The sequence below is a fragment of the Sellimonas sp. genome, assembly GCF_047234585.1.
Taxonomy (GTDB): Bacteria; Bacillota; Clostridia; order Lachnospirales; family Lachnospiraceae; genus Sellimonas; species Sellimonas caecigallum.
In genome coordinates, this window is record NZ_JBKSWG010000013.1 from 26,271 (window position 1) to 44,814 (window position 18,544).

An 18,544-nucleotide genomic window follows, 5' to 3' on the forward strand; every position below is an offset into this window, starting at 1 on the left:
CTTTTTTTCCGTATACGCCTTTTTTCTTCCTGCTGTTGTCTTCTTTTTTCCTCTTTTCCAGGCTTTTTTGGTGCCGGCTTACGTTCGCCGTATATTCTGCCGCCTGTCCTGAGGTTTTCTTCTTCCATTTCCCGCTGCAGTTCTCTTTGGAGCCCCCGTTCCATTTGTTCGAGGTCGTCCTGTCTGCTGCGCCTTCTGTCTCCTCTTTGCCCGTAATTCTTTCTGTCGTTCAATATCATCTTCCTCGTCTTCTCTTAAAATATACAGTCCCTGAATGATCGCAAACATGATGAGTGTACTCAAAAGGGAGCTTCCCCCGTAGCTTACAAGCGGGAGCGTTACCCCGGTAGACGGGATAAATTTTGTAACTCCTCCGATCGTCAGGAACACCTGAAAGATATAACACGTTCCAAGCCCAAGTGCCACCAGTTTGTAGAAACTGTCCTGAAGCTGCATGGCAATATTCAAAAACATAATATAACAGCTTACACAGATTAAAATAAGACAGATCGCCGTGATTCCTCCCAATTCCTCAGCAATCGCCGAAAAGATAAAATCTGTCGTCACAACCGGAATCTTATTCGGCATCCCCTGGCAAAGACCAAGCCCGAACCATCCCCCGGTTCCGATAGCAAAAAGCGACTGTACAATCTGGAACCCTGCCCCGTCGTACACAGCGAAAGGATCTTTCCATGCCACGACCCTCGTGCGCACATGGGCAAAAATATAGTAGCCCGCTACCGCCGCTGCGCTTCCTCCTGCCAGTCCTGCCAAAATATAAAGCGGCTGCCTTGTAGCCACATACAGCATTACCATATAGACAACAAATACGATCAGCGCCGCACCAAGGTCCTTGGAAGCCACAAGTATCAGAACATGTGCCGCCGCAACCACTGTCGTGATGACCACATTTTTAAATGTCGTGGACAGATAAAAGCTGGAAGCCACAAAAAATACGAATACGATCTTTACCAGCTCGGAAGGCTGGATATTGATCCCCGCCACTTCGAATCCAAGCAAGGCTCCATTGTCTCTTCGCCCCACCACGATCACAGCTGCCAGAGCTGCCACCCCCACGACACCGTAGAAGATTCTGAGCTTTGGGAGGAACTTTGCTTTCCGGATAATGACCGGAACAAACAAAGAAATTACCACCGATACAACCACGATCATAACCTGTTTGACCGCCCTGTCGTAAGAAAGTCTTGTCAGCATGATAAATCCAAGCGACAGCAGCATGCACATATTATTGACGACCAGCCTCGATACTTTTGGATAAAAAATGCTGTACAATAGGATGATGGCTCCAAGAAGCACGACCTGGACGACATAAAAAACAAGAATCTTTACTTCCTGTTGGTTTAAAAAGATCGTCAAAAACGCCAGAAAATGGATCATAAACATCCACATACTCTGTCTTCTGAGAATCCACATCTTTGTGTATGCGTCATGATAGCCAAACACCGAAAAACATTCGAATGTATAAATAACTATCATAATCAAAATCAGATATTTCGATATTTCCATTATAATATTAAACAATTTGTCACCTACTTTATTCCCCTTTTGAAGTGTCCGCGTGTATAGTCTTTGAAAGGCGCCTCGGACAGCGCTTTCGTCTCCCCTCTTAAGAATACATCTTCGTAAAGCTTCAGAACACGCTCCGTCTCTGCCCCCGGCTCCAATGTAAAGTGAAGCCTGAGCTTTCTGATTCCAATATCTTCTATCTCCTGCCTCGATTGAAGGAGCACAAGAGGAGCGGTATTATAAATTACATTATAACATGTATCACAGTAATTTTTTACATAAAATGTTTTCTGATAACGGTCTTTCATCTTTGTGATTACCGTTTTTCCGGTGCATCCTTTTGTCGTCTTCTGGATACACCCTGCGCTGATCATCATCGGGCAATATCCGTACACGACAAGTTCTTCTTCCCCGTCTGCTATCTCTTTCATCTCCATATCATTGAGTTCCAGCGGAAGCGTCATTTCCTGAAGTCCCTCTCCTCGCAGGAAATCCTCTGCACATCGGTTCATCGTATACAGATGATGATCTGCCTGTATCATTCCTTTCCATCCATTCCTCCGGAGATACTCGATAGATTCCAGATTCCGCACGAGCATTCCATCCCACGGGAAAGAAAAAAGTTCCTTCTTAACCGCATCGTACTGCCGCTCGGCACGTTCCCGAAAAATATGAGGAAAAGCCAGATAGAACTCCGGTAATCTTCCTCTTTTCTGAGCCTGATCTCTCTGCTCTTTCAGCCATCTTATCGTGTCCGGCTGTCCGATCCCTCCATCCAGATGGCCATCTATATAGATTCTGCCAATCTGAGTGTTTCCAAGCACGGCCTCTGTCTGTTCCCGCGTCTCCACAAGCGCAGAGAGCGCAAATGCATCCCTTATAGTTTTTGACTCTTTTTTAAGAAATGCGCACCGTCTCGGCCGTTCCCTTCGGTATTTCTGAAGCACCGCTTCCCTGAATGCTTCCAGCGCCTCCCGCCGAAGTTCATTGATCGCCTGCATTGGGACGAAAAGATCCCCTTCCATAGAAAGCGTAAAGTCTCGAATATCAAACTCCGTATTTCCGGTCTTCCGAAGCTGCTTTTCCACGCGTTTCCCGTCAAGAGGCTGCTTTTTCGCTGTCTCCGCAGTCATTCCTTCCACTTCCACTGTTGCCTCGCTGTCCGAAATCCGCAAGCGCATCGGCTCCCCTTCCTTCAGCCAGGCCGCTGCGCAGACCGGTCTTTTGAGCTGATCTTTTTTTAGCCGTTCCTGAATTTCTCCTATCAGAAAACTGTTTCTTGTCCTGTAAACGACTGTTCTTGGACGGATCTCCGTCCCTTTCGCCACAAGGATGGAAAACTGGCCGCCCTTTTGAACATCCTGCCCCATAGTCACGTTTTCTTTCTCTGAGATCTCGAGGATATCTCCTTTGTGAATCTGGGTTAAAGCTTTCAGAAGGACGCTTCTTCCTTTCTGACGCTCTGCACAGGCCGCCTGTATTCCCGCATGGTTTGGCCGATCAAGGGAAAGCATTTCTTTTCCATTTGCCATATGATAATATCCTGTACAACTTCCTCCTCGGTTATAGAGATCCATCAGTTTTTGCTTGTCTTCTTCTTCCACATGATAGCGCTCTTTCCCGTTTTTCAAATACAGATCCGTGTACTTCCGATACATAGAAGTAACTGCCGCCACATATTCCGGCTTTTTCATTCTGCCTTCGATCTTAAAGGAATCGATGCCTGCTTCCACAAACTCAGGGATCAGATCCAGAGTCATGATATCTTTCGGGCTCAGAAGGCACGATGGTCTTTTTTGTCCTTCTGCCTGATACCGCAGTCTGCAAGGCTGTGCACACTGCCCGCGATTGCCGCTTCTTCCTCCCAGCATACTGCTGAAAAGACATTGTCCGGAATAGGAATAGCAGAGGGCTCCATGTACGAAGCATTCGATCTCAAGTCCGGTCTCTTCCTTCATTCTGCGGATTTCTGAAAGAGACAGCTCCCTTGCAGGGACGATCCTCTCCACACCGTATTTTTTCAGCAGACTCGCTCCAAGGGCACTTGTCACTGCCATCTGTGTGCTGGCATGGACAGAAAGCTTTGGAAACTGCTCTCTCACAAACCGCAGCACCCCCAGATCCTGAACGATAACTGCATCCAGCCCATGTTCATAATAAGGTGCAAGATAGTCGTACAGTTTCGTCACCAGCTCCTTTTCTTTTAACAATGTATTGACGGTCAGATACAGCTTTTTCCCGTACAAATGCGCCTCCTGGATGGCCTGTATCAATTCTTCTTCCCGGAAATTCCCCGCATATGCCCGGGCGCCGAACAAGTCTCCTCCCGCATAGACCGCATCCGCGCCGGACAAGATCGCCGCCCGAAAGCTCTCATAACTTCCTGCCGGGGCGAGAATCTCCGTCTGTTTCCATTCTTTTCTTTCTTTCATATATCAATCCTGCCTTACTTTGAAAAAAGGCTGTCTTGTCCGACAGCCCTAATTCTTGCGATGATTTTTCATTTCTGTTTCCAGTTTCACAATCTTCATCTGAAGCTCTTTGTTTTCTTCTTTCAGCTTGTCAATTGCGCTCTCTGCATTTTCCAGCTTGATCTGTGCCGAAATAAGCTCATGTTTTAAGTCATACATTTCCTTGTCTTTCGCTTCAATATCGTCCTCCAGCACAGATGTCTGATCTTTTGCCTTGAAATAATCGTCCGCAATATTCAGCGAAAGAAGCAGGCTTCTCGTCTCCGCACTCTGTTTTTTATATCCCTCAGTCTCCATACACTCGGAGATCTTATGGTTCAAATACGTAGAAACTTTCTGAAGATATTCTTCACTTTCAAATCCGCTCAATGTAAAAACCTTGCCGCCGATCAGAACTTCGGTATAATTCTTTTGTACTGACATAAAACGCTTCCTCCTTCTTCTCTCTGGAAGTCCCTCTCATCCATTATAAACTATCCCTGAAAAAAAACCAACTGTTTTCTTTTTAAGTCTGCGGAAAGGCGATTCCGAGATGATGGTATGCCTGTTCTGTCGCCACCCGGCCCTTCGGTGTTCTCTGCAGAAATCCGTTTTTCAGAAGGTAGGGCTCATAGACATCCTCCAGCGTTCCGGCATCCTCCCCGATAGCAGCTGCCAGTGTATCAAGCCCTACCGGTTTCCCTCCGAATTTCTCGATCATCGTAAGAAGAATATTACGATCCAGATAATCCAGACCATACCTGTCCACTTCCAGCAGATCCAGCGCATAGCCTGCCACCTCTTCCGTGATCACGCCGTCATATTTGACTTGAGCGAAATCCCGCACTCTCTTCAGCAGACGGTTGGCCAGACGTGGGGTGCCTCTGGAACGGCGCGCGATCTCCAGCGCCCCCTTCGGTTCGATCTCCACATCCAATACACTGGCAGACCGCAGGATGATCGTCTTCAGCTCCTCATCACTGTAAAATTCCAGCCGATGTACAACGCCGAACCGGTCTCTGAGCGGAGCCGTCAGCATACCAGCCCTTGTAGTGGCCCCAACGAGTGTAAATTTTGGAAGCTCCAGACGGATCGACCTTGCCCCTGCCCCTTTTCCGATCACGATATCAATGGCAAAATCTTCCATTGCCGGATAGAGCACTTCCTCCACCTGCCTGTTCAGCCTGTGGATCTCATCTACAAAAAGGACGTCCCCTTCCTGCAGATTGTTGAGGATAGCCGCCATCTCTCCTGGTTTTTCTATGGCAGGCCCGGATGTAACTTTCAAATGCACTCCCATCTCATTGGCTATGATGCCCGCAAGTGTCGTCTTTCCAAGTCCTGGCGGGCCGTAAAACAAAACATGATCAAGCGGTTCTTTTCTTGCTTTCGCCGCCTCTATATAGATCTTCAAGGTCTCCTTTGCCTTCATCTGTCCTATGTAATCTTCCAGCATCTGCGGGCGAAGGGTACTCTCTATTTTCTTATCTTCTTCCAGACTTTCCGTAGTAATAATTCTTTTTTTCATGCTTTTTTTCTGCCTTCCTGTCTATCTGGCATCTCAGATCAGATGAATGCCATCTGTTTAAGCGCCTGCTTTAATACATCTTCCACAGACAACTGTTCAGAACCCCCCGCTTTTTTCACAGCCTGGAGCGCCTCCGTGCTTCCATATCCAAGTGCAACCAGTGCTTCCACCGCTTCTTTCTGTATCTGTCCGATGCCGGTGGCCGCCGCCGTGTCAGCCGATGTTCCATCCATCGTCCCTCCCAGCGTATCCTCAAATTTCAGTTTATCCTTCAGCTCCAGGATCAGCTTTTCCGCTGTCTTTTTCCCAATCCCAGGCGCCTTAGATATCGCTTTTACATCATTTGCCATGACTGCAAACCGCAGATCATTCGGCGTCATCTGCCCCAGGACACTGAGTCCTCCTTTCGGTCCGATTCCGCTCACTGATATCACAAGTTTATATACTTCCAGCTCATCTTTTGTAAGGAAACCGTAGAGCTGCATGGCGTCCTCTTTCACATTCAGATAGGTGTACAGCTTTACTTCCTCCCCCAGATTTGGAAGTCTTGACATGGACTGCCCGGACATAAACACGCCGTACCCGATCCCTCCCACGTCGATGACCGCCTTATCTTCTTCCAGGTCCTCCAGTGTTCCTCTTATATATGCTATCATGTCTTTTCCGATTCCTTCCTCCTGTTTTTTTAAAACTGCAACCTTCCAAGGCGCAGCAGCATCTCCCTGGCTCCGATGCCGATGGCCAGTCCTGTAAGCAGACCGGAAACCATAAGGATCGGAAAATAGGAAAACACTCCGTATGTCTCCACCGTCAGCATCGCCATCAAAAGCTGTCCCAGATTGTGGCATACACCCCCTGCAATACTGATCCCGATCAGACTCATGGACGGACTTTTTTTCAATGCCCACATAACGGTCAGGCTCAAAAGTCCTCCTGCAAGGCTGTAAATAATACTCATCATATTTCCAAAAAGTAATCCGGCAAGCAGTACTCTCACTATAGACAGAATGTAAACTTCCCGGACAGGCATCTTATAAAGAGCTACGACGATCACAAGATTCGCAAGCCCAAGCTTGACACCTGGTATCCCAATCTGAAACGGGATACACGCCTCTATATAACTGAAAATCAGCGCCAGAGCGACAAACACCCCAAACGCCGCAAGTTTCGCTCCCTTTCTGTGCAAACTGCCTCTCTCCTTCTACACTAATTTGTCACTGCGTCAACTCCGCTTTCTTCCCCTTCTTCCACGGAGACAACAACCTCATTCGGCAGACAGATAATGCTCTCCCCTTTTTTCCCGATCTCCCCTTGCTTTACGCAAATCTGATCAGGACAGGAAGCAGACTGCATCCTTACCTTGCCATTCTCTATTACAACAACATTTTCCCCTCCGTCCACCTGGATTTCCTGGTCTTTGTCAAGGGAATAGATACCTGCTTCTTTTCCATCTTTAAAAATGCGCACGTTTCCCGCCTGCTGCCTTCCCATCCAGAAAAGTATGCCAAATCCAATGCAGGCCGCCAAAAGAATCGTGCCTATTACAATAAAATCACCTTTCTTCATACTGCCTCCTCTTTCCGCTCTATTCTAACATATCATCCCCTGTTCTTCAACCATATGTTCGATTCCCTGATCATTCGCGAAACTCCTGTTGCATCTTCTTTCCCTGCCGTGCTAAGATAAATAAGTGACGGCTTTGTCATGCATGGCCGGACAAGGCCGGCAGAAAGGAGACTTCATGAAACGAAAATTTACTTTTTTTACCGCATGTTGTACGGCCCTCATCTTCTCCGCTTCGGTTCTTTTTTCCGGATGTAAGGAAAAGACATCCGATCCCATACAGAAAACCGGATTGCTTCTGGATACTGTGATCGGGATCTCCATATATGATTCGGATGACGAATCGCTTCTGGACAAAAGTTTTGACCTCTGTGAATCCTACGAGGAAAAATTAAGTCCGACTATTCCGACAAGTGAAATCTACCAGATCAATCATTCCGGAGGCCAGCCAGTATCTGTATCTGACGATACACTGGAACTGATCCAGCTTGGAATACACTACGGGGATCTTTCTGACGGTCTTTTCGATATTACGATCGCTCCTTTGAGCGAGCTCTGGGATTTTGGCAACAATACCGGGAATGTTCCTTCTGCCGAGGCAGTCGCCGAGGCAGCTTCCCATGTGGACTACCATTCTATCCAGATCTCAGGCAACCAGGTCTGGCTTTCTGATCCGGCTTCCGGCATCGATCTTGGAGGGATTGCAAAGGGATATATTGCGGATCGGATCCGGGATTACCTTGTTTCCGAAGGTGTAAAAAGCGCAATCATCAACCTGGGAGGAAACGTACTTACCGTGGGCGGACGGCCGGACGGAACCGATTTCAACATCGGTATCCGGAAACCGTTTGCAGATGATACTGCATCGATTACAACTGCGCATGTAAAAAATACTTCCCTTGTCTCCTCCGGAAATTACCAGCGATACTTTGAGAAAGGCGGAAAAATCTACCACCATATCCTGAACCCGGATAACGGCTATCCGATCGAAAACGATCTGTATCAGGTAACGATCCTCTGCGACTCTTCCGCGGATGCGGATGCCTTCAGCACGATCTGCTATTCTCTTGGAGTAGAAAAAGGACTTGACCTGATCAACAATACGGAAGGTGTGGAAGCTCTTTTTGTGACAAGCGACTATTCCCTGCATGCCTCATCCGGTTGGGAAGAAGCAGTAAAATAGATTTTTCTTTACACATCACAGACAGGGTCAGCGCGGCTGCCAAACGGCAATCTTACGCTGACCCTGTTTTCTTTTTTATTAATCATAATCAATGCATCCGCGTGCATCAACGCCGGCACCATTTAATATCCGTAATAATATCCGTTGTAATCAATATAGCTGTCCGCGAACCCGATCACACCTACCATTATGATAAACACAAGCGCGATCACGATGCACACTGCCTCGACGATCAAAGCAGCACGGCAAAAATTTCTGCGGTTGAGATTTCCGGTTTTGCTGAACGCCCAGTAGCAATACAAAATGATTCCCCCACAGCATGGAATCAACAGTGCAAGAATCGTAAGCAGCCAGTCTCCCATACTGAGCGGAGAGGAGTCAAGCCCCGCATCCGGCTCATGTTTCGGATCCATCTTTACATTGTAGGCATAATTGCTGTCGTACCGTGCATTTTTCTGCGACTCGTGCTGTACATTCTCGCTGTAAGCCGTATATCCGCTTTCTTTCTTTTTGTCCTGACGGTCTGCCGTTTCCTCCGAGCCGGACTTCGAACACCGCCCGTAATCATAGGAGACGTCTTCCTTTGGCTCCTCCGTCTTCGTCTCTGTATCCTGAATCACTGTCGGAACCATCTCCTGCTCATTTGGCTCTGTCATCGCTTCCCTTTCTTCTTCCGGGCGCTCCATATTATCTTTCTTTTCTTCCATAATCGGTCCCTTTCCTTTCTTCTGTTCACTTGTCTTATTTTATCACGTGCATTTCAGGACTACAACAATGTTTTTCAAGTTCACACATTGTTCTTACACTGACCCTACTGCTCTGAGAAGCCGATTGATCAGGTTGTCCCTATAAAAACTCATCGGAGGTTCCCCTGGGAAGTAACGGATCATCCGATAAATGTAAAACAAAATCATACCGATCAAAAGAAGCAGCAGCCATTTCTTTAAAGACGTCGTCTCCTTGTGAAGGATATATCTGCGTATGCAAAAAGCGCCCGCCAGAGCAACGATGGCATAAATAAATGGATTCAGATGCCACGCCTGCAAAAACTCCCCTCGGAGAATCGAGAATGCAGCTCTCGACAGCCCACATCCAGGGCATGGAAAACCAGTTACCAGAACAAGAGGGCAAGACGTGTACAAAAAATACCAGGCTACTGTAAAATATATTGCCAGGACAAGAATAACGATACGGATATTCCACAAATCCCTCCGGATCATCTGCCATGTATCTCTTCCCCAGGATTTCCAACTGTTCTTTCTTTGCATCTTCCATCCTCCTGTGATTTTTCTCTTCTTATACTATATCATTTTCCCCTTTCTGTTCAAGACCTTGACTTATTAAAAAAACAGGGATGGCTTTCCAGAATCTTGCTTCCAGAAAGCCATCCCTGTTTTTATGAAAAAGATCCGTACCTTACTTACAGCTAGGCAATAATCTTTTTCGGACATTTCTCAGCGCATTTTCCGCAGTTTGTACATTTTGACGGATCAATGTGCGCCACATTGTTTGTGACTTTCACTGCGTCGAATTCACAGACTCTTTCACACATTTTACATCCGATACATCCCACAGAGCATACGCTCATGACATCTTTTCCTTTGTCGAGAGAACTGCACTGTACAAGATGCTTCTGTTCGTACGGTACAAGCTCGATAAGGTGTCTTGGACATGCTGCCACACATTTTCCGCAGGCTTTGCATGCCTCTTTATCTACAACTGCAATGCCGTCTTTGATATGGATCGCATCAAACGGACATGCTGCCACGCAGGTTCCTTCTCCAAGGCATCCGAAAACGCAGCCCTTTGGCCCGTTATTCTGCATCATATTTACCATGACACAGTCATGTGTCCCGGTATATTTATAATTGTCTTTTGCTTTTTCGCAGGTTCCTGCGCATTTCACGAAGGCAGTCATTCGAACTGTCTCTCCTGCTTCCTGTCCCATGATAGCCGCAACCTTTTCTGCAACCGGAGCTCCGCCTACCGGGCATGCGTTGACCGGAGCTTCCCCTTTGACAATGGCTGCTGCCAGACCGGAGCATCCTGCGTAACCACATCCGCCGCAGTTATTTCCCGGCAGCACTCCTGTGATCTCTTCTTCTCTTTCATCGACTTCCACCGCGAATTTTTTCCCGGAGATCCCAAGGAAAACGCCGATGAACAATCCTACGCCGCCGACGATGGCAGCGGCAACGAGTATACCTGTCATAATCCTGTTTCCTCCCTTAAATCAGACCTGAGAATCCAAAAAATGCAATGGACATCAGCGCCGCTGTCAAAAGTACGATCGGTGTACCCTGGAATGGCTTCGGCACATCATTGTGTTCCGTCTTTTCACGGATACCAGCCATGATCACAATGGCGATGGTAAAACCAAACGCAGTGGCGAATCCGTTTACCACACTGCTCAGGATGTCATAATCTTTCTGTACGTTTGTGAGCGCCACTCCGAGCACTGCACAGTTTGTTGTGATCAGAGGAAGGTAAACCCCGAGCGCCTGATAAAGCGAAGGCATCGCTTTTTTCAGGAACATTTCAACGAACTGGACGAGCGCTGCGATTACCAGGATAAACACGATAGTCTGCAGATATGATACATCCAAAGGCAGCAGGATGAATTTATAAATCAGGCTGGTCACAAGAGAGGCGATCGTGATGACGAAAATAACGGCGCCTCCCATCCCACCTGCTGTCTCAATCTTTTTTGACACTCCAAGGAACGGACAGATTCCAAGGAACTGGCTCAGTACAACATTATTTACAAGCGCAGAGCCAACTGCGATAATCAGTAATTCTTTCATCCTTTTCTCCTCCTATTCCTTGTCCGGATCCTTTGCAGCAGAACCGCATCCGCCGCAGGAAGCGCATCCGCCTTCCGCGCAGCCTCCCTGAGGTCTCGTCACTTTCTTTCCCTTCTTCTCCATGCTGTCCATGATCTGATTTCTTGCCGCAACAAGAACAGCCAGCACGATGAAGGCTCCCGGAGCCAGGATAAAGATCGTGATCGGCTCGTAAGATTCCGGCATGATCTGGATGCCGAATACCTTGCCCGCACCGATAAGCTCACGGACTATACCGATACATGTAAGACCAAATGTAAATCCAAGTCCCATTCCGAGACCGTCAAAAATGGACGGAAGCACCGGATTTTTGGAAGCATAGCTTTCTGCACGTCCGAGAATAATACAGTTTACGACGATCAATGGAATATAAAGTCCAAGCGCAGAATAAAGGCTCGGGACAAACCCTTCCATAAGGAACTGGACGATCGTCACGAAAGACGCAACTACTACGATAAACGCCGGAATACGAACTGAATCCGGAATGATCTTTCTAAGCATGGAAATCAGCATATTGGACAATACGAGAACCACCGCCGTGGAAAGCCCCATACCGATCCCGTTAATGGCAGAAGTCGTGACCGCAAGCGTCGGACACATACCCAGCATCATGACGAATGTCGGGTTTTCTTTGATAATACCGTTATATAAGCGTTCCCCACATTTATTCATCTGCACTGCCTCCTAACACATTCTGATAATATCCAAGGGATGCATTGACTGCTCCCGTGACAGCTCTTGTCGTGATCGTAGCGCCGCTGATGGAATCGATCTGTTCTCCTTCTCCGCCGTCTTTGTCCACATAGAACTGCTCTGTCTTTTTATCGGCATACTGCTTTTTGAATTCCGGTGTATCGGCATTCATACCAAGACCTGCCGTCTCGCTGATGGACAGAATAGAAATTCCCGTCACAGTACCGTCGGACTGAATTCCGACAGACAGCTGGATATCTCCACCATACCCGTTTTTATCTGTCGCCGTCACGACATATCCGATCGTCTCCCCGCCTTTTTGAGCCTCAGCAGCCTCATTGATCACAGCACCGTCCACACCAGCGTCTTTTACCGCCTGTGCCGCCTCTTTTGCATCCACATCAAGTGCTTTGAACTCTTCTGCATCCTGGAAGACTTCTTTGTATGCTTCCTGCTTTGCATCTTCCTGCGCCTGTGCGATCGGCGCTTTTGTAATCTCGTAAACACCGCCCAGAGCAATCCCTGAGATCAGCGTGATCGCTGTCAAAATGATCGTATTCTTTACAATCTTATTCATTATTTCTCTCCTCCTTTACCAAATGGTTTCGGAAGAGTAACCTTCTCGATCAACGGAACCAAAATGTTACTGATGATGATCGCATAGGAAACCCCTTCTGCGGAACCTCCGAAAAGACGGAACAGCCCTGTGAGAACACCCAGCAGGATACCATAGATGATCTGCCCTTTCTTTGTGATCGGGCTTGTCACATAGTCCGTCGCCATAAACCACGCACCGAGCATGATACCGCCGCCGCAAAGATGAGCGGTAATGAACTGCCAGTCAAAACCATGACCTCCGAAAATTGTGATAAAGATCACAAAAGTCACAAGGTAAGTTCCCGGAATACGGAGATCAATGATTCCTTTCAGAAGGAGAATGATCGCACCGATCATGATCGCGATAGTGGAAGTCTCCCCAATGGTACCAGGAATCTGTCCAATAAACATGTTCATCGTATCCACATTTGCGATAGAACCATCTGCACGCATCGTTGCAAGCGGTGTAGCCCCGGTAATACCGTCATATGTAAAGGATGTCATCCTTCCTGTAAAAGAGATCAAAAGGAAACATCTTGCCGCAAGCGCCGGGTTCATGAAATTCTGTCCAAGTCCCCCAAACAACTGCTTTACTACAAGGATAGCAAATACACTTCCGAGCACGCCCATCCACCATGGAGCAGACGGCGGAAGATTGAGGGCAAGCAAAAGCCCTGTCACCGCTGCACTAAAATCACTGATAGTTACCTTTTTGTGCATCAGCTTTTCATATATAAACTCAGTCAGCACAGCCGCTGCCACTGTTACAACTACAAGAATCCACGCGTTCTGATCACGGAAATTCCATATACCAAACAATGTAGTCGGCAAAAGTGCGATGATGACCCACATCATAATGCTGCCTGTGGAATCTTTGGCACGGATATGCGGCGATGCTGAAATATTAAACTGTTCGTTCACTTGTGTCCACCTCTCATTTCCTATTTCTTCTTCCTGTTGGCCAGTGCGATCTTTCTCATGGAACCGATGGCCTGTTTAAGCTGTCTTCTCGCCGGACAGACATAGCTGCAGGATCCGCATTCCATACATTCCACTCCGAACTCTTTTTCAAATGCCTTCTCATCATGCCTCTCCGCATAATCTGCAAGTCTCGACGGAATCAGGCGGCTTGGGCAAGCTTCGATGCACCGTCCGCAGTTGATACATGCCCCAGGTTCGTACATGGCTACCTCGTCCTTTGTAAGACATAAGATCGAGGATGAAGTTTTTGTAACTGGAACATCCAGAGTAAACATAGCAAATCCCATCATCGGTCCTCCGGATATGATCTTCTGCGTTTCCTCTTTGAGTCCGCCTGCCGCTTCCACAAGCTCTCTCTGGGAAATTCCAAAAGGAACTTTAAAATTTCCCGGCTCATTGACTCCGTCCCCGCTTACTGTCACAACTCGTTCGATAGACGGACGTCCATTGATCACTGCATGGTGGATATTGATGATGGTCTCCACATTGTCTACCACACATCCTACATCTGCCGGAAGCATGGAAGAATTGATAGCTCTTTTCGTCACAGCATAGATAAGCTGACGCTCTCCTCCCTGTGGATATTTCGTCATCAGCTTCGCCACTTCCATTCGCGGCTCCCCTTTTGTAAGTTCTTCTAACTTTGCGATACAATCCGGCTTGTTGTCCTCCACAGCAAAAACTCCCTTCGCATTGTCAAACAGCCGGAGAATGACTTTCATCCCGCTTACCAGTTCTTCCGGATTTTCCATCATTCTGCGGTAATCCGCAGTGATATACGGCTCACATTCCGCACAGTTTGCGATAACGTAGTCGATCTTATCCGGTTCTTTCGGGGAAAGCTTTACTCTTGTCGGGAACCCTGCACCTCCCATACCTACGATCCCTGCATCTGCGATCAGATTGAGGATCTCTTCTTTCGTAAGTTCCTCAAGGGGTTTCGTCGCCAGCTTTTCAGCCTCCGTATATTCCCCGTCATTTTCGATGACGATAGAATTGACCTTTCCTCCTGTCGGTGTGAAATTAGGCGCGATCGTCTTTACCTTTCCGGACACGGAAGAGTAGACCGGAGCGGACACAAACCCTCCTGCCTCCGCGATCTTCTGTCCTTTCAGCACCTGATCTCCTACCTTTACGATTGGAGACGCCGGGGCTCCGATATGCTGGGAAAGCGGATACACCAAATCCCCTTTCGGCAGGATCTCGACAATCGCCTTGTCCTTTGCCAGACTTTTTCCGTCATTCGGATGAATCCCACCCTTGAAAGTTAAAAGTCCCATCTTTTTTCCTTCCTCCTCGTTCATTTTTTAACAGAACCTGGAACATGAAAAAACAGAGGCCAAAAGCCTCTATTTCTTCTGTTTCGTTATAATGTCACGGTCCCTTCAGAATTACTCTTCTTCAGAAGTCTGCACTTCTTCTGCTGTTTCTTCTGCCGGTTCCAGTGCTTTCATGCTTAAGCTGATTTTTTTCTCTTCTTCATTCAGATCCACTACTTTCGCTGTGATCTCCTGTCCAATCTTCAGTACATCAGACGGTTTTTCCACATGTGCTCTGGAAATCTGAGATACATGGAGAAGAGCATCAACTCCCGGTGCCAGTTCTACGAACGCACCAAAATCTGTCATTCTTGCAACTTTACCTGTCACAACTTTACCTGCTGCAAAACCTTCTGCTGCATTGTTCCACGGATTTGTCTCCGGGAATTTGAGTGATAATGCGATTTTTGTATCGTTGATATCTTTCACAAGTACTTTTACAGTTTCTCCTACCTGGAAAAGCTTCTTCGGATTGTCAACACGTCCCCATGACATTTCGGAGATATGAAGGAGACCATCCACTCCGCCCAGATCGATGAAAGCGCCGAAATCTGTCACGTTCTTCACTGTTCCTTCTACTGTGTCGCCCACTTTCAGGTTTGCAAAAAGTTCTTTCTGTTTTTCTGCTTTTTCAGCAACCAGAATCTGTCTTCTGTCTCCGATGATACGGTTTCTTCTCGGATTGAATTCGCTGATAACAAATTCAATCTCCTGTCCCTGATACTTGTTCAGATCTTTTTCATAAGTATCGGATACAAGACTTGCCGGGATAAATACCCTGGCTTCTTCTACAACAACGCTGAGACCGCCTCCAAGAATCTGTGTAACCGGTGCTTTCAGAACTTCTTTGTTCTCAAAAGCTTCTCTGAGTCTTTCATTTCCTTTTTCAGCAACAAGTCTCTTATATGTCAGTAAAACCTGTCCTTCTCCGTCGTTTACTTTCAGAACTTTAGCTGTCATGGAATCACCAACAGATACCATGGTTGTGAGATCTGCATTCGGTTCGTTTGTGTATTCGCTTCTTGTAATGATACCGTCAGCTTTGTATCCGATGTTGAGAATGATTTCATCTGGTTTCACATCGATAACTGTACCTTCTACAACCTCTCCATTGTGTATTGTTTTGAATGATTCCTCCAACATTTGTTCAAAAGTTAAGTCTGACATTATTTTGAACCTCCTCAATTATATTATTGGGCGTGGATGCCCCTGCTGTAATACCTACTGCTTCCACGGACTTTAACTGTAATTGATTCATATTCAAATCGTCAAGAGTCTGTATGTAGTACGTATTTTTACATGCCTTTTCACATATTTCAAATAACTTCTGGGTGTTCGAACTATGTTTGTCTCCTATAACAATCATCGCGTCCACCTCTGCTGCAATGCGGGAAGCCTCTATCTGACGCTCCTTTGTAGCATTACAGATCGTATTTAAAACACTTATATCATAACGCGTTTTCAAAAGAATTTCAACTAAATATTTGAATTTATTGTAATTAAATGTCGTTTGAGACACAATACAGATTTTATTTCCATTTTCTGCCTCAGACAGCGAGTTTTCCAATGTAAAAGCCCTCGCTTCCTCCTCGCTTTCGATGACGCTGACCCTGTCTTTTGCCCATCCTTTTATCCCTTTTACCTCGGGATGCTCCTTGTTCCCAATGATGATAATATACTTGCCGTTATCGCTCTCTGTTTTGACAATATTATGAATCTTTTTTACAAACGGGCAGGTCGTATCCACATATGGAATTCCTTTCTCCTCCAGTTTGTCATAGATCTGTTTTCCCACCCCATGGGAACGGATAATGACAATGCCGTCATCAAGGCGATCCAGATCCTCTTCTGTATGCAGTACGCCCACACCTTTTTTCTCCAGATCTTTGACCACTTCTTCATTATGTATAATAGGACCAAATGTATAGATTTCCGGGACATGAGCCTCGCCCGCCTCAAGTCTTTTCTGCCGTTTTTCCACTTGCTCATACACCGCATCTACTGCTCTTTTTACCCCAAAGCAAAATCCTGCTGTCTTTGCCAATCTTATTTCCATGTTTTCTCCTTCTTCTTTCTATTCCACAGTCTCCATGTCAATGCTGCCACGGCCACTCCGGCGAGCACGCCGCCGCTGTCGATCAAAACATCTGTGATCATCGCACCTCTGCCCGGAACGAAAAGCTGATGGAACTCATCGCCAGCTGCATAACATGTACCGATCCCCCAGGCGAACCCCCTTATCTTTCCAAGTGTCGTCTTCGTCCCGGAGCGGATCGTCTGAAACAAGAGGAATCCAAGGATCGCATATTCCGTCGCATGAGCCGCCTTTCTGACCGGATATTCAATCGCTTCCGCAAATGTATCTTGACGCTCTTTCGTCCAGCTTTCAAAATCAGACACAAAGATTTCTCCGATCATCTTCCCCACAAGCAGGCTGTCTTTGGAAGATTCTCCGGCCGTCTTTGCCGAAAAAGCGAAAATCACAGCCATCCATACGACCGCAAGTGCCGCCCAGATATTCCTCCATTTTTTCATATTCGTTTCCTTCCAATCTTTATCTGAATGCATTATACTCGTTCATCACTTTCCAAGTCAAGATGCGTTCTCCACCAATTCTTGGTTTTGCAAAAACTTTGCAAAAAAATGTTGCAATTTTCCTCTTTTCACGTGATAATAGTATTGAATATGACAGTATGTCCGCTGAGAGAATGATTTAGAAAAAATAAAAATAAAATCAAACAACCTCAATCTATCACAATAAAGAATTCTCTCCTGCGGCAGTGCGTATCTCATACTTATGTCTGTCGGCAGGATGGTATGCTTGGGCTGGCGGACATGGGTTATTGTTGTATTCTCATCACAAAAGACTCCACGACAAACGCCGGAGTGACAGGCCTCCCACCTGTTCTCCGGCGTTTCTTTGTCTGGATACATTCAGGATTTCCAACTGATTTTTTCGATTTCATATATGGAAACAGCATCATCACAATTGATGATCATCTTTACAGTGTAATTCCGCTTGAACTCTTTCCCGTTTCTTGTTCCTTCCATTTTGATCGTGCAGCTTACTCTTCCGAGTGTGCTGCCCTGATATTCCACTTTATATGCATCCTTGATCTTCGTGTCAACGGAAGTAACAGTGACCTCTGCGTTAGTATAGAGTTTTTCCCGGTCTTTCTGTAGTTTCTCCCGGTCTTCATCCGAAGCAATACTGGAGTACAAGGTCGTATCAATGACCATTTTCTCTTCCTCTTCTATACTGCTGTCCACAATCAAAAATCCGGAAGCCCATCCCATGATCCCTGTCTTGATTTCTTCCTTTTCTTCCTTTGAAAACGAATCTCCTTTGTCTGGAATTTTTTCTGAAACATAATCGATCGGCGATGTCTCTGCCTCTTTCTCCTTCGTGTCTTCCGAAGAGCAAGCACACAATCCTGCAGAAAGCAGGCATACGGCAACAATAAATGATATAATATTCTTATGGATTCTTTTCATCTGCACCTCATTTTATCACAAAACCATTGCCTGAAATATAATATTCCAGGCAATGGTTTTATTTGTTTTTGGTTATTTGGAAATGAATTTTTTGTTTATTATTTGCGGAATCTTCTTGCCAATACTGCTGCGATTGCTGCAAGACTTCCGATTACTCCTACTGCAGGAATTGCTGCATTTGCAGTATCCCCTGTCTTCGGAGCATCTTTTTTGTCATCTTTTACGTCTGCCTTTACTTCTGTTGTATCATCTGTCTTGTTGTTATCATTGTCAGACGGTTTAGATGGATCTACCGGTTCAGCCGGATCTGTCGGATCTGTTGGGTCTGTTGGATCACTCGGATCTGTCGGATCACTCGGATCTGT

The 18,544-nt window shown here is 46.5% G+C and carries 21 protein-coding genes; 1 reads left to right on the forward strand and 20 read right to left on the reverse strand.

Annotated features, from left to right (window positions below; genetic code table 11):
* Nucleotides 1-78: 78 nt before the first annotated feature.
* The 7 genes from ACLROL_RS06890 to ACLROL_RS06920 form a co-directional block, all read right to left on the reverse strand.
* Nucleotides 79-1,542 carry an FtsW/RodA/SpoVE family cell cycle protein gene (locus ACLROL_RS06890; protein WP_221920050.1) on the reverse strand — a complete coding sequence of 488 codons (1,464 nt, stop codon included), beginning with the start codon at nucleotides 1,540-1,542 and terminating at the stop codon, nucleotides 79-81.
* Nucleotides 1,543-1,550: 8 nt separating this feature from the next.
* Nucleotides 1,551-3,959, reverse strand: a complete 2,409-nt coding sequence (locus tag ACLROL_RS06895) for a peptidase U32 family protein (protein ID WP_413067538.1) — start codon at nucleotides 3,957-3,959, stop codon at nucleotides 1,551-1,553.
* 48 nt (nucleotides 3,960-4,007) lie between these two features.
* A complete protein-coding gene (zapA, locus tag ACLROL_RS06900; protein WP_087202998.1) occupies nucleotides 4,008-4,421 on the reverse strand; it encodes a cell division protein ZapA in 414 nt (137 codons plus the stop codon).
* An 82-nt stretch (nucleotides 4,422-4,503) separates the two neighbouring features.
* Complete coding sequence (gene ruvB, locus ACLROL_RS06905; protein WP_087202997.1) at nucleotides 4,504-5,505, reverse strand: Holliday junction branch migration DNA helicase RuvB; 1,002 nt, start codon at nucleotides 5,503-5,505, stop codon at nucleotides 4,504-4,506.
* Between the two features lie 38 nt (nucleotides 5,506-5,543).
* Entirely contained in the window at nucleotides 5,544-6,161 is a 618-nt protein-coding gene (ruvA, locus tag ACLROL_RS06910) for a Holliday junction branch migration protein RuvA (RefSeq protein ID WP_221920052.1), read from the reverse strand.
* A 29-nt stretch (nucleotides 6,162-6,190) separates the two neighbouring features.
* On the reverse strand, nucleotides 6,191-6,691 hold the full coding sequence (locus ACLROL_RS06915; protein ID WP_413067539.1) for a Gx transporter family protein: 501 nt from the start codon (nucleotides 6,689-6,691) through the stop codon (nucleotides 6,191-6,193).
* Nucleotides 6,692-6,711: 20 nt separating this feature from the next.
* On the reverse strand, nucleotides 6,712-7,071 hold the full coding sequence (locus tag ACLROL_RS06920) for a NusG domain II-containing protein (protein WP_413067540.1): 360 nt from the start codon (nucleotides 7,069-7,071) through the stop codon (nucleotides 6,712-6,714).
* Between the two features lie 175 nt (nucleotides 7,072-7,246).
* Between ACLROL_RS06920 and ACLROL_RS06925 the strand changes: the two genes are divergently transcribed.
* Nucleotides 7,247-8,251 carry an FAD:protein FMN transferase gene (locus tag ACLROL_RS06925; RefSeq protein ID WP_413067541.1) on the forward strand — a complete coding sequence of 335 codons (1,005 nt, stop codon included), beginning with the start codon at nucleotides 7,247-7,249 and terminating at the stop codon, nucleotides 8,249-8,251.
* A gap of 122 nt (nucleotides 8,252-8,373) precedes the next feature.
* Here ACLROL_RS06925 and ACLROL_RS06930 read toward each other — a convergent pair whose 3' ends face one another.
* From ACLROL_RS06930 to ACLROL_RS06990, 13 genes are all read right to left on the reverse strand, one after another.
* A complete protein-coding gene (locus ACLROL_RS06930; RefSeq protein ID WP_413067542.1) occupies nucleotides 8,374-8,958 on the reverse strand; it encodes a hypothetical protein in 585 nt (194 codons plus the stop codon).
* Nucleotides 8,959-9,051: 93 nt separating this feature from the next.
* The gene (locus ACLROL_RS06935) at nucleotides 9,052-9,519 is read right to left on the reverse strand and encodes a DUF2752 domain-containing protein (RefSeq protein ID WP_413067543.1); all 468 of its coding nucleotides are present in this window, start codon (nucleotides 9,517-9,519) and stop codon (nucleotides 9,052-9,054) included.
* 158 nt (nucleotides 9,520-9,677) lie between these two features.
* Nucleotides 9,678-10,463: an RnfABCDGE type electron transport complex subunit B gene (locus ACLROL_RS06940; protein ID WP_087212159.1), complete on the reverse strand. Its 786-nt coding sequence runs from the start codon at nucleotides 10,461-10,463 to the stop codon at nucleotides 9,678-9,680.
* Nucleotides 10,464-10,479: 16 nt separating this feature from the next.
* A complete protein-coding gene (rsxA, locus tag ACLROL_RS06945) occupies nucleotides 10,480-11,055 on the reverse strand; it encodes an electron transport complex subunit RsxA (RefSeq protein WP_087202990.1) in 576 nt (191 codons plus the stop codon).
* A gap of 12 nt (nucleotides 11,056-11,067) precedes the next feature.
* Entirely contained in the window at nucleotides 11,068-11,766 is a 699-nt protein-coding gene (gene rsxE, locus ACLROL_RS06950; protein ID WP_221920056.1) for an electron transport complex subunit RsxE, read from the reverse strand.
* The gene (locus ACLROL_RS06955) at nucleotides 11,759-12,364 is read right to left on the reverse strand and encodes an RnfABCDGE type electron transport complex subunit G (protein WP_288723915.1); all 606 of its coding nucleotides are present in this window, start codon (nucleotides 12,362-12,364) and stop codon (nucleotides 11,759-11,761) included. The genes rsxE and ACLROL_RS06955 overlap by 8 nt, the downstream gene beginning before the upstream one ends.
* Nucleotides 12,364-13,305: an RnfABCDGE type electron transport complex subunit D gene (locus tag ACLROL_RS06960; RefSeq protein WP_087202987.1), complete on the reverse strand. Its 942-nt coding sequence runs from the start codon at nucleotides 13,303-13,305 to the stop codon at nucleotides 12,364-12,366. The genes ACLROL_RS06955 and ACLROL_RS06960 overlap by 1 nt, the downstream gene beginning before the upstream one ends.
* Nucleotides 13,306-13,325: 20 nt before the next feature.
* On the reverse strand, nucleotides 13,326-14,645 hold the full coding sequence (rsxC, locus tag ACLROL_RS06965) for an electron transport complex subunit RsxC (RefSeq protein WP_288723919.1): 1,320 nt from the start codon (nucleotides 14,643-14,645) through the stop codon (nucleotides 13,326-13,328).
* 111 nt (nucleotides 14,646-14,756) lie between these two features.
* Nucleotides 14,757-15,851, reverse strand: coding sequence for a 30S ribosomal protein S1 (rpsA, locus tag ACLROL_RS06970; protein ID WP_413067544.1), 1,095 nt, complete (start codon nucleotides 15,849-15,851; stop codon nucleotides 14,757-14,759).
* Nucleotides 15,832-16,740 (reverse strand): 4-hydroxy-3-methylbut-2-enyl diphosphate reductase, encoded by a 909-nt coding sequence (gene ispH, locus ACLROL_RS06975; protein ID WP_413067545.1) that lies wholly within the window; start codon nucleotides 16,738-16,740, stop codon nucleotides 15,832-15,834. The genes rpsA and ispH overlap by 20 nt, the downstream gene beginning before the upstream one ends.
* Entirely contained in the window at nucleotides 16,731-17,219 is a 489-nt protein-coding gene (locus tag ACLROL_RS06980; RefSeq protein ID WP_413067546.1) for a VanZ family protein, read from the reverse strand. Before ACLROL_RS06980 ends, ispH begins: the two co-directional genes overlap by 10 nt.
* Nucleotides 17,220-17,618: 399 nt before the next feature.
* Complete coding sequence (locus ACLROL_RS06985; RefSeq protein ID WP_087212172.1) at nucleotides 17,619-18,179, reverse strand: hypothetical protein; 561 nt, start codon at nucleotides 18,177-18,179, stop codon at nucleotides 17,619-17,621.
* A 98-nt stretch (nucleotides 18,180-18,277) separates the two neighbouring features.
* Nucleotides 18,278-18,544 (reverse strand): LPXTG cell wall anchor domain-containing protein (locus tag ACLROL_RS06990; RefSeq protein WP_413067547.1); only part of this gene is annotated, 267 nt, incomplete at its 5' end.

What these genes read in the sequence shown, in the direction of transcription:
- ACLROL_RS06895 (WP_413067538.1), bottom strand. Translation starts at nt 3,959, where the DNA reads ATGAAAGAAAGAAAAGAATGGAAACAGACGGAGATTCTCGCCCCGGCA.
- zapA (WP_087202998.1), bottom strand. Translation starts at nt 4,421, where the DNA reads ATGTCAGTACAAAAGAATTATACCGAAGTTCTGATCGGCGGCAAGGTT.
- ruvB (WP_087202997.1), bottom strand. Translation starts at nt 5,505, where the DNA reads ATGAAAAAAAGAATTATTACTACGGAAAGTCTGGAAGAAGATAAGAAA.
- ruvA (WP_221920052.1), bottom strand. Translation starts at nt 6,161, where the DNA reads ATGATAGCATATATAAGAGGAACACTGGAGGACCTGGAAGAAGATAAG.
- ACLROL_RS06920 (WP_413067540.1), bottom strand. Translation starts at nt 7,071, where the DNA reads ATGAAGAAAGGTGATTTTATTGTAATAGGCACGATTCTTTTGGCGGCC.
- ACLROL_RS06925 (WP_413067541.1), top strand. Translation starts at nt 7,247, where the DNA reads ATGAAACGAAAATTTACTTTTTTTACCGCATGTTGTACGGCCCTCATC.
- ACLROL_RS06930 (WP_413067542.1), bottom strand. Translation starts at nt 8,958, where the DNA reads ATGGAAGAAAAGAAAGATAATATGGAGCGCCCGGAAGAAGAAAGGGAA.
- ACLROL_RS06935 (WP_413067543.1), bottom strand. Translation starts at nt 9,519, where the DNA reads ATGCAAAGAAAGAACAGTTGGAAATCCTGGGGAAGAGATACATGGCAG.
- ACLROL_RS06940 (WP_087212159.1), bottom strand. Translation starts at nt 10,463, where the DNA reads ATGACAGGTATACTCGTTGCCGCTGCCATCGTCGGCGGCGTAGGATTG.
- rsxA (WP_087202990.1), bottom strand. Translation starts at nt 11,055, where the DNA reads ATGAAAGAATTACTGATTATCGCAGTTGGCTCTGCGCTTGTAAATAAT.
- rsxE (WP_221920056.1), bottom strand. Translation starts at nt 11,766, where the DNA reads ATGAATAAATGTGGGGAACGCTTATATAACGGTATTATCAAAGAAAAC.
- ACLROL_RS06955 (WP_288723915.1), bottom strand. Translation starts at nt 12,364, where the DNA reads ATGAATAAGATTGTAAAGAATACGATCATTTTGACAGCGATCACGCTG.
- rsxC (WP_288723919.1), bottom strand. Translation starts at nt 14,645, where the DNA reads ATGGGACTTTTAACTTTCAAGGGTGGGATTCATCCGAATGACGGAAAA.
- rpsA (WP_413067544.1), bottom strand. Translation starts at nt 15,851, where the DNA reads ATGTCAGACTTAACTTTTGAACAAATGTTGGAGGAATCATTCAAAACA.
- ispH (WP_413067545.1), bottom strand. Translation starts at nt 16,740, where the DNA reads ATGGAAATAAGATTGGCAAAGACAGCAGGATTTTGCTTTGGGGTAAAA.
- ACLROL_RS06980 (WP_413067546.1), bottom strand. Translation starts at nt 17,219, where the DNA reads ATGAAAAAATGGAGGAATATCTGGGCGGCACTTGCGGTCGTATGGATG.
- ACLROL_RS06985 (WP_087212172.1), bottom strand. Translation starts at nt 18,179, where the DNA reads ATGAAAAGAATCCATAAGAATATTATATCATTTATTGTTGCCGTATGC.